This window comes from Mesobacillus jeotgali (assembly GCF_002874535.1).
GTDB classification, from domain to species: domain Bacteria; phylum Bacillota; class Bacilli; order Bacillales; family Cytobacillaceae; genus Mesobacillus; species Mesobacillus jeotgali.
The window spans coordinates 3729156-3741968 of sequence record NZ_CP025025.1; the positions used below are offsets into that span (position 1 = coordinate 3729156).

Consider the following 12813-nt stretch of genomic DNA (forward strand, 5'->3'; position numbering starts at 1 on the left):
CTTCCCCTCCAACTCGAGTTTAATTCCTCAATGGATTCCTGAATCTTAGCATGACTCCTCCTGCTGCAATCAAGAAGCCAAGTACATAGAACATTGTCCTGCTGCTTTCACCGGTTTGAGGAAGGACCTCACCGTTCCATACCTGTTTAGTTGTTGTGCCATCAGATGTATTTCCGGATCCTGAATTATTTCCTTGCGCTGTCGTATCAGTATCCTCGTCTGATTCCGCCTCTTCTGCGTCTTCCTCTACCATTTCACCTTCCATATCCCAGTTTAATTGTAGTGTCAGCACACTTTCGACAATTTCCAGGGACTCGATTTGCGAAAGCAGAATTAATTTTGTTTCACCGTTGCTGGTAATCTCAAGGCCACGAATCAATTCAAGTTGTATTTCTTCCGTCAGAGTGAGGCTAAATAGTTCATTGATTCTTTCAAGATCAATTCTCTTGCCGCTCATCATTACCAATGTTACTTTTTCAATTGGACGTGGAGTGTCGTCTATCAAGATTCTAATCATTGATAGTATGTTCACAGTTTCATCAGTATCCTCTGAATCACCCGGTTCAGATGGTTCTTCTACAGGAAGTTCACAAATATCCAGCCAATAATTAACCGAGCCTTCTGCTTCCACTCCTACTCTTACTTCACTGACTGGGATGACAAGCTCTTCACCTGTTGTAAAAATCAGTTTGAAAGCCGTAACATCATCTTTTATGAATTCACCATCATCAAAAGATTTATATAAAGGGGATGAACCCGGATTCGTCATTTCCTCCCACTGATCATTAACCTGAACAAAGGCTGTTTCAAGAGGATTGACACATTTGTCGATGTGCAGGTGAATCTGCGTGCTTTTATTTTCATCTCCTGGTACAGTACCATCAGCTGGTGTCGACTCATTTCCGCTTTCTTCAGCAGCATTATTTTCTTCTGCATCTTTATCTTCTTCTGATGCATTCTCTCCTTCTGGTGCATTCTCTCCTTCTGAAGCATTATCTCCTTCTGGTGCATCATTTTCTTCTGTATTAGTTTCATCTTGAGTATTATTTTCCCCTGAAGTATTATTTTCTTCTTCAGCAACGTCTTCCTGATTGTCACTATTCTCAGCTGCTTCAGGTTCATTTGTTGTTTCTTGTTCAGAGTTGCTTTCCGTTTGGTCAGCTGTTGTTTCAGTTTCTGAATCTTCCTCAGTATTTGTTTCATTTTCCGTAGATGCCGCTTTTGCATCACCATTAGACTCCTCATTTTGATCCGTAGTCTTTACAGTTACTTTGCTGCTTTTTTGTTTAACAGTACTTTCTTGCTGAGAGTTTGTTTTTTGCTCACTATTTTCCGCAGCAAACGCACCTGTAACCGGGAAAGTAATCATAAACAATAACATGAAAGCAACTAAGATGGATAAGCGCTTTTTAATTTTCAAAATTTCTACCCCTTTTCGAATAAAATTTTGCACCAAAAATAACTGAATATTCAGTTATTTCGTAAGAGCTCTTGCCTCCTTTTCCTTGTATTCATCCTTTTTTACTAGACAAAACAACAGCCAGAATATCTCTAATTTCATGGCAGCTAGGACAATCTTAGCTGGAAAGCTACAGCCTTAGACTCCTTGCTTTGCGTCCCTGTCTTTCAATCAGGTTTGCCGTGAGCATGATTGGTGTTAATGTCTATTTTTATGTAAATTGTTCCTGCTGCTCCATTGTCTTACATTTAGAGACTTACCACAGTTAACCAGCAACTTAAACATTTAGACCTAGAAAATATATTGGTAAATTTTTCTGCTGTTTCATTTTTTATCCGAAAAAGATGATTATTTCAGTGCAACGGAGGCATATTTCATAAAAATCCCATGAGATTTTTTACCCATAGAAAGACAAAGGACCCAGGGAATATTCCCATAGGTCCTTTAGCTTTTTATAAAGACATACGATAGATTTCAAGTACATCATTACGTTTCAGTTTTGAAAAATTGCCAAACTCTCCATTGACCATCGCTTTATCTGTCATTACCTCCAGCTTGCTGTCATCGATGTCATAATCAGCAAGTCGTGATGGTGCACCGATGCTGTTCCAGAATTCACGCAGCTTTTCGATACCTTCCAGACCTGCTTCTTCGTCTGTCTTGCCTTCTGGATTTACGCCGAAAACTCTGACAGCCATTTTCTTGAAGCGTTCCGGTTTCACCTTAAGGTTATGCTTCATCCAGTTCGGGAACAGGATGGCCAGCCCGCCTCCGTGAGGGATATCATACACTGCCGATACTGCGTGCTCGATATTATGAGTAGCCCAATCGCCACGGTAACCCATGTTAAGGATCCCGTTCAATGCCATCGTTCCTGAGTAAAGAATCGTTGCACGATACTCGTAGTTCTCTAGATCCTCAAGCAGTTTTGGAGCTGTTTCCATCACAGTCAAAAGCAAGGATTCAGCCATGCGGTCCTGGAATTCAGTGTTCTCTGTCAGATGGAAATAATGCTCGAATACGTGGGACATCATGTCAACAATGCCGTATATCGTTTGGTCCTTAGGAACTGTAAATGTATTTACAGGGTCCAAAATTGAGAATTTAGGGAACGTCACCGGGCTGCCCCAGCCATATTTTTCATTCGTTTCCCAATTGGTGATGACGGAACCAGCATTCATCTCAGAGCCTGTAGCGGCCAATGTCAATACAGTACCAAATGGAAGTGCTTCTGATGCAAAAGCCTTCTTAGTGACAAGATCCCATGCATCGCCATCGTATTTTGCTCCTGCTGCGATAGCTTTCGTGCAGTCAATTACACTGCCTCCGCCGACTGCGAGCAGGAATTCAATGCCTTCCTCCTTACAGATTTTCACACCTTTATGAACAGTTGACAGACGAGGGTTCGGTTCAACGCCCGAAAGTTCGAATACCTCAGCTCCGATTTCTTTTAAATAATTTATGACGGAATCATAAAGCCCATTTCGCTTAATGCTGCCGCCTCCATACACAAGCAGAACCTTCTTGCCATACTGAGGGACTTCATTCTTTATTTCCTCAAGCTGACCTTTTCCAAAAATAAGTTTAGTTGGATTATAAAATGTAAAGTTATCCATTTATATCACCTTCCTCAAGGCTAATTATGTTCCTTTTTAAAAAGCAATGCAAAAAATACACTTCTTAATGTTCTCCAATGTGCTCCAAAATGTTTCATCTTTTTACATACGGATAAAGATTTAATATGTTCCAGATGAATAATTCATCATCTGCTGAATCACTCTATAAAAGAACAAATTTATTTTAAGGAGGAAACACCCATGAGCGGTATTCAACGTGCAGCACTAGTTCTTACCATTATCGGGGCCATCAACTGGGGGTTAGTAGGATTCTTCCAATTCGATCTTGTTGCAGCAATTTTCGGCGGACAGGATTCAGCATTGGCTCGAATCATTTATGGCCTGGTTGGTCTTGCTGGTTTAATAAACATCGGTCTTCTTTTCGCACCAAGCGAAAGAGAGGAAAGAGCAGCAGAACCACGAGCTACTCGCTAATTCGAAAAGCGCAAGCGCCTCGGTCAGCTCCGACGATATTCACATGAAAAAACCCGCCACAAAGGCGGGTTTTCTCATTTTTATGATAATACTTTTTTGATTCGTTCAATCGCCCAGTCAAGTTCTTCCTGGCTGATGACAAGAGGCGGTGCGAAACGGATGACGGTATCATGCGTCTCTTTGCAAAGCAGTCCCTCTTCTTTCAGCTCCTCACAATACTTCCGTGCAGGTTCGGTCAGTTCGACGCCAATGAACAAGCCACGGCCACGGATATCCTTGATGATGGAATTGTCGATTTCTCGGAGCTTGCTGATGAAGTATTCTCCAAGTTCAAGAGAGCGGTCTGCAAGCTTCTCGTCGATCAATACATCCAGTGATGCGATAGAAACAGCGCAGGCCATTGGATTGCCTCCAAAGGTAGATCCATGTGAACCAGGGTTGAATACACCCAGTACATCATTGTCAGCTACAACACAGGAAATCGGGAATACTCCACCGCCAAGCGCCTTTCCTAGGATGTACATATCAGGCTGTATGCCCTCCCATTCGCATGCAAACATTTTTCCAGACCTTGCGAGACCAGCCTGGATTTCATCAGCGATGAACAGGACATTGTTTTCTTTACAAACATCGTATGCAGCTTTCATGAATCCTTCTGGTGGAATGACTATTCCAGCTTCACCCTGGATCGGCTCAATTAAAAAGGCTGCAGTGTTAGGAGTGATCGCTTCCTTTAGCGCATCAAGGTCACCGTAAGGAATCAGTTTGATTCCTGGCAGCATCGGGCCGAAGCCACGTTTATACTCTTCTTCAGAAGATAATGAAACAGCTGTCATTGTGCGGCCATGGAAATTGCCGATACAAGCGATGATTTCAGCCTGGTTGTCCGCAACACCTTTGACCTCGTATGCCCAGCGGCGAGAAGCTTTAATAGCCGTTTCAACAGCTTCCGCACCAGTGTTCATCGGCAAAGCCATTTCTTTATTCGTCATCTTGCAAATCTTTTCATACCATGGTCCTAGCTGGTCATTGTGGAATGCTCTTGAAGTAAGAGTCACACGGTCAGCCTGGTCTTTAAGCGCCTGGATAATCTTAGGATGGCGGTGCCCCTGATTGACTGCTGAATACGCACTCAGCATGTCCATATACCTGTTGCCTTCAGGATCCTCTACCCAAACTCCTTCTGCTTTCGAAATAACGATTGGCAGCGGATGATAGTTATTCGCACCATACTTTTGAGTCTGCTCGATCAAAGAATTAGTTTTTGTTGCCATGAACCTTCCTCCGTTCCAATGAAAAAATTGGTTAGACAATCATATTGTAACCTGTAAGCTCTTTCATTTTAACCCCCTAAAAAAGATTGGGGGCAGGTTTTTCCGTGGAACCTGTCTGCAGCAGCTATATGTTCTGACAGCTTCTCTTGGTTTTCTCCGGAAGTTGTCCGAAGTTGGCTCATGTTCTGACAGCTTTTCATGTCTTCCTCTTAAACTTGTCCGAAGTTGGCTGATGTTCGGACAGCTTTTCATGTCTTCCCCTGAAACCTGTCTGAAGTTACCTCATGTTTGGACAACTTTTCATGTCTTCCCTTGAAACCTGTCTGAAGTTACCTCATGTTCTGACAACTTTTCATGGCATCCCCTCGAACCTGTCCGAAGTTGGCTCATGTTCGGACAGCTTTTCATGTCTTCGCCTGAAACCTGCCCGAAGTTGGTTCATGTTCCGACAGCTTTTCACGTCTTCGCCTAGAACCTGTCCGAAGTTGGCTCATGTACGGACAGCTTTTCATGTCTTCCCCTTAAACTTGTCCGAATGACCTCGGCGTTGGTATAGCAGTTGTACCTTATTTCAAGGCATTAAAAAAACCGGACGAAAGTGTCCGGTTTTTGCATGAAAAATTATTTCTTAGCCATATCTGACTGGTTGATCCACTCTTGAAGCTTATCCTTCAAAGTGTTGAAACCCTGAGCTGAGTCATCCTGGTGCTGAACTACAGCAGCTGGACGCTTGGCACTGCGTGGCTTCTTAGCGCGTTGTGGTTGTTCTGGTGCTTCTTCAGTAGCACGGATTGATAAGCCAATTTTTCCAGCAGCTTCATCAATTGACAAAACTTTCACTTTCACTTCATCGCCAACTGTAAGGTGCTCGTTAACATCCTTAACATAACCGTGTGTGATTTCTGAAATGTGCACTAGACCTTGTGTATTTTCATCTAACGCTACGAAAGCGCCATATGGCTGGATTCCTGTAACTTTTCCTGTTAAAACGCTGCCTACTTGAATATTTTCTGACATGGAAACACTCCTAAATATTGTTTTATTTTATCCCATTAATACGCAATTAAAAATTATATCATATTCTGTAGCATTTATCAAAAGGAATAAGATAATTCTAAAAGAGTGTTTCCATCCGAGCTTACTGTAATGGCAAATACTGGACTTTCCAGAAACCGTCCTCCTGGGTCATCTGGAAGACTGGAGCATCCGGGCGATCATTGAAATGCAGCTGGATTCCAATCACTTCTTCCGGGTCATTATCCGGATGGTACAGGGAAGCAAACTCATATCCCTTCAGAGCTTCGCTAAGTGCCAGTTTTGCTTCCTTCATTTCTTGTATATATTGTTCTTCTGGAGGCTGCCCACCATTCTTGCTGTAAAGAGCGTATTTGGTTTCGTAATCCCCTTTCTGGTCTGCATGGAAGTACAACTGCATGATTTCAAACGGTCCGTAATTCCTCAAAATATTGAAGTCCTTCTTAGCTGCAAATTCCTTATAGCTCGACAGCAGGGCCTCTGAAATCGGAAGTACATCCTTGTTAATCATATCTTCTGACTTCGAATTGGTTGGGATATTCATATACTTTGGATAGACAAGATTGATGCGAATGGCCCATTCATCAGCAGGCTTTTGGAAATTATTGATTTTCATCTGTTCATACATAGTTTTTACTGCAGCTGCTGTGTCGGTCTCAGGATAGGTTCTGATGAGATATAAATAGCCGTCTTTCACTTCTTCTTTTAAAAGATTATCTTCACCGTAAATCGGATTTACGGTAGAGCCGGTTGTAAACATGACGTAGAGTGTCTTAGCATCCTCGCGCAACATATCATTAATTTTTAAATCCTCCACAGTTCCAATTGCCGTCTCAAGTTTCACCAATACATCTGCGTAATTTTTGTAGGAAATCACTTTTCCCATATTGTCTTGGATCCGATTGCTTCTTAATTCCAGGTAGGTTATATAGTCTTCGTTGGCATTTACGCGAAGGCGGTCAGCGATTCCCATGAAATTCACATATGGCAATAATTTGCCCTTTTCTTCACGAAACGCATACCCGTTCTCAACTGCAACGGCAGCCATCTTCTTCAAATCTTTATCAGCAAGTCCTTTACCGCCAGCATTCATCTTTTCAACGACTGCTTCCAGACCTTCTTTTTTGATAGCCTCTTCTATATTCCACTCGTAAAATACCATGCCATATTGATATACGCCTGTGTATGATTCCAACTGCGTAAGCAAGGTAAATTCGTCACCTGCAAAGTCGACTTTTTCATGGCCTTCTTTCTGGATTTTATTGATGATCTCGGAAGGAAGAGTAAAGGCCTGGTCGATTTGGCTTCTAAAATTTTTCCTGACCTCTGCCAAATCCTCCGTATCATGTTCCTCCATATAGGTTAGAAATTCATTTTTTGTATTTTGGATATCCTCGCCGATGGATGGATATAAATATCTCTCAAATCCAGCCCCCATTCCCAGTTCGGCTTTTGTTTCAGCAACTCTTTCATTATAGTATTTCTCCAAATCCTCAAACACATCTTTAACATCAGCTTCCTTCAAATCCACGGAATTATTTTCACCGGTGGATGCCTGGTACTGCTCTGACTTATCACCGGAAGGCACCTGATCCCCAATATATTGCATCATCAAAACCCCTGCGATCATCCCAACTCCAATAAAGCTCGCAGCGTAAGGCAAGTGAATCCATTTATTCGGTTTCTTTTTTTGATCTCTTTTGATGGCTGCAAGGATCGCTGAACGATTCTCTTCTTCCGGCATTTCATCGTACGCTTTTTTCAGGCTGTTCAGACGTTTTTCCAATAACTGATCATCCATGGTTTTCACCCTCCTTCTTTTCGGCTAGAGTAAGCAGTTTCTTCAAATGTTCCTTCGCTCTTGACATCCGTGTCTTTACATTTGACAATGATGCACCGGTAATCTCCGAGATTTCGTCGTAGCTCTTTTCGTGAAAATAAAAGAGGACGATTGGTACGCGATATTTCTCATCAAGTTTTTGTATGCATTCATGCAGTGTCCTGTCTTCTTCATAACGCAGGATGCTTTCTTCTGCTGTCTTTCCGATGTATGTTCGTTCCTTGCCAATCATCAGAACCTTTTTGATTTGCCTTTGCTTATTTCGCGAAAAATCTCTCGTGACATTCAAGGTGATTTTATAGAGCCATGTCGTGAATTTGGCATGAGAAAATTGGTCGAGGAAGCGGTATACCCTGACGAACACTTCCTGAGTGATATCATCTATGTCGTCATATTTGTTCCCAAGCTGGAAGGCAAAGCGCTTAACGGTTGGTGTGTGGATATCGATCAACTCCGCGAAAGCCTGCATATTGCCATTCCGGGCCCGGAACACTAATTCATCATCATTCATTTTGGATCCCCCAAACTGGTACATATCTTATTCAGTTGTTTTCACCTACCGGAGACGATAGCGGCCGATTACGTTTCCGTCCATACAAGTGAGAACCACTTTACCTATAAAACGGCATATTTTGTTATTTGTTTCAAAAAAATAACAAAAAGCTTAATAATTGTTTAAAGCCTGAAAATGCTATGCTTTTTCCTGAAAAAATAGTAACATGAAAAGGTATTTTTTTATTTTGTCAGAAAATAAAAATATTCAGATTTTTTACTAAAGGAGTTTTCTTATGAACAAGCACGAACAATGGACTTCAAAGCTCGGATTCATCCTCGCTGCTGCTGGATCTGCCATTGGGCTCGGGGCAATTTGGAAATTCCCCTATATGGCAGGTACAAATGGAGGCGGCATTTTTCTTATCTTCTTCTTGCTGATGACTATTTTTATAGGCGCGCCTATTTTGCTGGCTGAATTCATTATTGGCCGCAATACCCAAAAGGACGCCGTTATGTCCTATAAACACCTGGCTCCGAAAAGCGCATGGCCTTTGCTTGGATATGGCGGTGTCATTGCTTCATTCCTGATTCTGTCTTTCTACAGTGTAGTTGGCGGTTGGATCCTTTCCTATTTAGCGCGGAGTTTCACCGGATCACTTTCAGGATTGACCCAGGCAGAATATGGCTTAACCTTTGAAAGCATCATTTCCAGTCCTATTGAGGCAGTTGTAGTGCAGCTGTTATTCCTGATTCTAACCATTTGGGTCGTACAGGGCGGAGTCCAGCAGGGCATTGAAAAAGCGAGCAAATACATGATGCCCGCACTGTTTCTCCTGTTTATCATCCTGGTCATCAGGTCTTTAACACTGGATGGAGCGATGGCCGGGGTTGAATTTTTCCTGAAGCCTGACTGGTCCGCTGTTACAGGTCAAACCATATTAATGGCACTGGGGCAGTCCTTTTTTGCACTAAGTGTTGGACTGTCAGTTATGGTGACTTATGCTTCTTATTTGTCCAAGGGGGAGAGCCTGGCGAAATCGGCGTTTTCAGTCGTGGGGTTGAATATTCTCATCTCACTGCTCGCAGGACTTGTCATTTTCCCGGCTGTATTTGCCTTTGGTTTGGAGCCGGAAGCTGGGCCAGGGCTCGTTTTCGTTGTACTGCCTGCCGTCTTTAATGAACTGGCATTTGGCGGGGTATTCTTGACGATTTTCTTGATTTTACTGCTATTCGCGACATTGACTTCCGCGTTTTCAATTCTTGAGATCATCGTCGCTGTCCTTTCTAAAGGAGACGCAAATAAGCGGAAAAAGTTTTCCTGGATTGCTGGCCTGCTAGTTTTTGCAGCAGGAATCCCGAATGCCCTATCCTTCGGCGTTTTATCAGAGGTGAAATTCTTTGGAAAAACCTTCTTTGATCTTGCCGACTTCCTGACGAGCAATATCGCCCTCCCGCTCGGCGCCTTTTTCATCGCCATATTCGTCGGCTATGTGCTTCCGCGAAAATTGGTCAGACGTGAAATGGAGGAGGGCACTGGAAGTAATCCGTTGTTATTCAACATTTGGTACTTTTCCATCCGCTACATCGTACCAATCGGTATTGGCATTGTGTTTTTACAATCGATTGGTATAATTTAATGTTAAGAAAACGTTCACATTATTGTCGATATTTTCAAAAATTTAATGATAAACTTATAGTAAGAGATATTTTATTTTTGGAGGTGATGAGCGATGACTGCAATTGGACAGAATATCAAGATGTGCCGTGAACGAGTCGGAATCTCACAGGAGGAGCTCGCTTTAAAAATCAGGGTAGGTACGCGAACGATACAAAGATACGAAAGCGGCGAGCAGACACCTAAATTGCAGACGATTTTAAAGATCTCGACAGCCCTTGATGTCCCTGCGTCAGAGTTAATGGGAGAGATTTATTATGCTGCACCGCCAGAACTCGACCAAAGACCAAGCAGCTTGTAACCTGAATAACCATCATACACCTTAGCAGGCAGTCTTTCTGCCTGTTTTATTTTTTATAAGAATTTCGAAAATTAATGTATACTATTCTGCCAATCTGGCTATCCTAGTCCCATAAGGCTTTCTAGTATTCCCCCCTTTTTTAATGGACACCAGTATTGGTGTCCATATTTTTTTTGTTTTCCGGTCATTTTTTTGTGTGAAGTTGGAATTTGCGGGGAAAATAAATGGCATACCTTTCCTAATTTGCTAATAATGTCAGGAGTGAAAGCCGATGGAATTCGCCAGGAATAAAACCGTAAGAGGAATCGATCTTTACTACGAGCACTACCAGAACCCGGAGTCGAAGGAAACACTGGTTTTGCTTCATGGATTTCTTTCCTCAACTTTCAGCTTCAGGCATTTGGTCCCCATGTTAAAAGAGGATTATAACGTCATTTCCGTGGACCTTCCCCCTTTTGGGAAAAGCGGCAAGATTTCCAGCTTTAAATATTCCTATGAAAACCTTGCTGCAACGGTTGTTGAATTGATGAAATCCCTTGGCATCCGTGAGTTTAATGTCGTTGGACATTCAATGGGCGGCCAAATAGCCATGAACATTCTGCTGCACCATCCGGAATATGCAAAAAAAGGAATTCTGCTTTGCAGTTCAGGATATTTGAAAAAGGCAAAGCTGCCACTCGTACTTTCTAGCTACATCCCGTATTTCCATCTCTATGTAAAGTTCCACCTGGCACGCTCAGGAGTAAAGCAGAACTTGCAAAACGTAGTCTATGACCATTCAATGATCAATGATGAAATGCTGTATGGCTATCTCTCTCCATTTTTAGAGGATGATATTTTCAAAGCCTTAACGATGATGATCCGCCACCGGGAGGGCGATCTTTCAGCTGAGGAGTTACGAAAAATTAAAGCACCTTGCCTGCTCATCTGGGGTGAACATGATAAAGTCGTCCCAGTCCGGATTGGGAGAAAGTTGAATAACGATTTGAAGAATTCAGAACTGATCATTTTAAAGGAGACTGGCCACCTTGTCCCCGAGGAAAGGCCTGAAGATGTCCACCAGCTGATCAACAGGTTCATGGCAGCGGAGGAAACAGCAGAAGCAACAGCAAACGGCAGCCTTTGATGGCTGCCGTTTCTGCTAGTGCACTATATGCAGTTTTATAAGGAACAAGTGTCTTCGTTCTTGATGGCCAGCAAGGTATTCGCTATTGAAAGACACTCTTGGTATGGCAAAACTTGTTCAAACGAAAATTCAAATACAGACTGAATTCTTTGGGCGATTTTATCGGCTTCGTCATGATCATGGACAGCCTGAAGGATATCGGCGATTTCCGGATCGAACTGGCCTGCGCCTACTTTGAAAGGATCCCATTTATTTAAAACATCGATCAATTTATAACTAAGTTCTTTAGATTCCAAATTCAATCACCTGATTATTTTTTAGAAATATCTTATCATATTGTTAGTGAGAGATAAATTTTTCAGGAAAAGGCGGTGCGTACATATGGAAAGAATAGATTTTGACAAAGTAGTGGACCGGAACAATTCACATTCAGTGAAGTGGGATGCGATCGATAAGGTTTTCGGCAAAGACGATATCCTGCCAATGTGGGTCGCGGATATGGACTTCCATCCTCCCAAGGCAGTTACGGATGCACTGAAGGACCGGATCGAACACGGGATTTTCGGCTATACATTTGTCCCGATGTCTGTAACTGAAGCGATACAGGACTGGATGAAAAATCGCCATGATTGCGAGTTCAAGAAATCATCTATCGTTTTTAGCGAAGGGGTCGTCCCTTCGATCAGCACGGCAATTCGAGCATTTACTCAAAAAGGCGATAAGGTGCTTGTTCATTCCCCTGTGTACCCACCATTTTTCAACATGGTCAATAATAATGATCGAACTCTGGTAACATCTAATCTCCTATATGAAAACGGGAGATTCGAACTCGACTTTGCTGACTTTGAAGCAAAGCTGAAAGAAGGGGTGAAGATGTTCATCCTTTGCAACCCGCATAACCCGGGTGGCAGGGTATGGACGAGAGAAGAGCTGGAAAAAGTCGGTGACCTGTGCGTGAAGCATGACTGTCTGATCGTTTCAGATGAAATCCACTCCGATTTAGTGTTCAAGCCGAACGTCCATATCCCGATCGCTTCAATAAAAGAAGAGTTCAGGGAAATCACAACGACATTCGTTGCACCAAGCAAAACCTTCAATCTTGCTGGTCTGCAGGCATCCGCCGCATTGATTCCCAATAAAGATTTGAAGGCAAAATTCAAAGAAATCCATGATCAGCAGGGCTTCTTCACATTGAATGCCTTCGCGATCGCCGGAATGGAGGCAGCCTATCGCGGCGGCGAGGAATGGCTTGATCAACTGTTAGCTTATCTGGATGAGAATATGAAAATAGCGACCGACTTTATGGCAGAACATCTGCCCGCACTAAAACCGATGAAAGCAGATGCCACTTACCTTTTGTGGATTGACTGCCGAGAACTTGGTTTGAGTGACGAGGAGATAAAGGATACCCTGCTCAATAAAGGGAAGCTGGGACTGGAACCAGGAACGAAGTACGGTGAAGGCGGAGAAGGCTTTGTACGGATGAATCTGGCATGCCCCCGTGAGACATTGAATGAAGGACTGGAAAGATTGAAACTGGCATTCAGTTAGAACTAA

The 12813-nt window shown here is 42.8% G+C and carries 12 protein-coding genes and 1 riboswitch; of the genes, 5 read left to right on the forward strand and 7 right to left on the reverse strand.

All coding sequences use genetic code 11. From position 1 onward, the window contains the following. Positions 1–19: 19 nt before the first annotated feature. Both CD004_RS18860 and CD004_RS18865 read right to left on the reverse strand, forming a co-directional pair. The gene (locus CD004_RS18860) at positions 20–1420 is read right to left on the reverse strand and encodes an LPXTG cell wall anchor domain-containing protein (protein WP_102264155.1); all 1401 of its coding nucleotides are present in this window, start codon (positions 1418–1420) and stop codon (positions 20–22) included. 138 nt (positions 1421–1558) lie between these two features. Then, a riboswitch (cyclic di-GMP riboswitch) is annotated at positions 1559–1651 on the reverse strand. Between the two features lie 260 nt (positions 1652–1911). Beyond that, positions 1912–3075 (reverse strand): iron-containing alcohol dehydrogenase, encoded by a 1164-nt coding sequence (locus CD004_RS18865; protein ID WP_102264156.1) that lies wholly within the window; start codon positions 3073–3075, stop codon positions 1912–1914. Between the two features lie 201 nt (positions 3076–3276). Here CD004_RS18865 and CD004_RS18870 point away from each other — a divergent pair, with 201 nt between their 5' ends. Beyond that, entirely contained in the window at positions 3277–3510 is a 234-nt protein-coding gene (locus tag CD004_RS18870; protein ID WP_023626663.1) for a DUF378 domain-containing protein, read from the forward strand. A gap of 80 nt (positions 3511–3590) precedes the next feature. Here CD004_RS18870 and CD004_RS18875 read toward each other — a convergent pair whose 3' ends face one another. The 4 genes from CD004_RS18875 to CD004_RS18890 form a co-directional block, all read right to left on the reverse strand. Next, the gene (locus tag CD004_RS18875; RefSeq protein ID WP_102264157.1) at positions 3591–4784 is read right to left on the reverse strand and encodes an ornithine--oxo-acid transaminase; all 1194 of its coding nucleotides are present in this window, start codon (positions 4782–4784) and stop codon (positions 3591–3593) included. Between the two features lie 621 nt (positions 4785–5405). Then, positions 5406–5801 (reverse strand): S1 domain-containing post-transcriptional regulator GSP13, encoded by a 396-nt coding sequence (yugI, locus tag CD004_RS18880; protein WP_102264158.1) that lies wholly within the window; start codon positions 5799–5801, stop codon positions 5406–5408. 121 nt (positions 5802–5922) lie between these two features. After that, positions 5923–7620, reverse strand: a complete 1698-nt coding sequence (locus tag CD004_RS18885) for a hypothetical protein (RefSeq protein ID WP_102264159.1) — start codon at positions 7618–7620, stop codon at positions 5923–5925. After that, a complete protein-coding gene (locus CD004_RS18890; protein WP_102264160.1) occupies positions 7613–8170 on the reverse strand; it encodes an RNA polymerase sigma factor in 558 nt (185 codons plus the stop codon). Before CD004_RS18890 ends, CD004_RS18885 begins: the two co-directional genes overlap by 8 nt. A gap of 277 nt (positions 8171–8447) precedes the next feature. Here CD004_RS18890 and CD004_RS18895 point away from each other — a divergent pair, with 277 nt between their 5' ends. From CD004_RS18895 to CD004_RS18905, 3 genes are all read left to right on the forward strand, one after another. After that, positions 8448–9791: a sodium-dependent transporter gene (locus tag CD004_RS18895; RefSeq protein ID WP_102264161.1), complete on the forward strand. Its 1344-nt coding sequence runs from the start codon at positions 8448–8450 to the stop codon at positions 9789–9791. A 93-nt stretch (positions 9792–9884) separates the two neighbouring features. Next, positions 9885–10130, forward strand: a complete 246-nt coding sequence (locus CD004_RS18900; RefSeq protein ID WP_102264162.1) for a helix-turn-helix domain-containing protein — start codon at positions 9885–9887, stop codon at positions 10128–10130. A 271-nt stretch (positions 10131–10401) separates the two neighbouring features. Beyond that, positions 10402–11256: an alpha/beta fold hydrolase gene (locus CD004_RS18905; protein ID WP_102264163.1), complete on the forward strand. Its 855-nt coding sequence runs from the start codon at positions 10402–10404 to the stop codon at positions 11254–11256. A gap of 35 nt (positions 11257–11291) precedes the next feature. On the opposite strand, the gene CD004_RS18910 is transcribed toward CD004_RS18905, so the two are convergent. Beyond that, positions 11292–11552, reverse strand: coding sequence for a DUF1871 family protein (locus CD004_RS18910; protein WP_102264164.1), 261 nt, complete (start codon positions 11550–11552; stop codon positions 11292–11294). Positions 11553–11637: 85 nt separating this feature from the next. Here CD004_RS18910 and CD004_RS18915 point away from each other — a divergent pair, with 85 nt between their 5' ends. Then, a complete protein-coding gene (locus tag CD004_RS18915; RefSeq protein ID WP_102264165.1) occupies positions 11638–12807 on the forward strand; it encodes a MalY/PatB family protein in 1170 nt (389 codons plus the stop codon). Positions 12808–12813: the final 6 nt, after the last annotated feature.

Bases quoted from the DNA above. Each gene is read 5' to 3' on its own strand.
- CD004_RS18905 (WP_102264163.1), top strand. From the start codon at position 10,402: ATGGAATTCGCCAGGAATAAAACCGTAAGAGGAATCGATCTTTACTAC.
- CD004_RS18865 (WP_102264156.1), bottom strand. From the start codon at position 3,075: ATGGATAACTTTACATTTTATAATCCAACTAAACTTATTTTTGGAAAA.
- yugI (WP_102264158.1), bottom strand. From the start codon at position 5,801: ATGTCAGAAAATATTCAAGTAGGCAGCGTTTTAACAGGAAAAGTTACA.
- CD004_RS18885 (WP_102264159.1), bottom strand. From the start codon at position 7,620: ATGGATGATCAGTTATTGGAAAAACGTCTGAACAGCCTGAAAAAAGCG.
- CD004_RS18890 (WP_102264160.1), bottom strand. From the start codon at position 8,170: ATGAATGATGATGAATTAGTGTTCCGGGCCCGGAATGGCAATATGCAG.
- CD004_RS18900 (WP_102264162.1), top strand. From the start codon at position 9,885: ATGACTGCAATTGGACAGAATATCAAGATGTGCCGTGAACGAGTCGGA.
- CD004_RS18875 (WP_102264157.1), bottom strand. From the start codon at position 4,784: ATGGCAACAAAAACTAATTCTTTGATCGAGCAGACTCAAAAGTATGGT.
- CD004_RS18870 (WP_023626663.1), top strand. From the start codon at position 3,277: ATGAGCGGTATTCAACGTGCAGCACTAGTTCTTACCATTATCGGGGCC.
- CD004_RS18915 (WP_102264165.1), top strand. From the start codon at position 11,638: ATGGAAAGAATAGATTTTGACAAAGTAGTGGACCGGAACAATTCACAT.
- CD004_RS18895 (WP_102264161.1), top strand. From the start codon at position 8,448: ATGAACAAGCACGAACAATGGACTTCAAAGCTCGGATTCATCCTCGCT.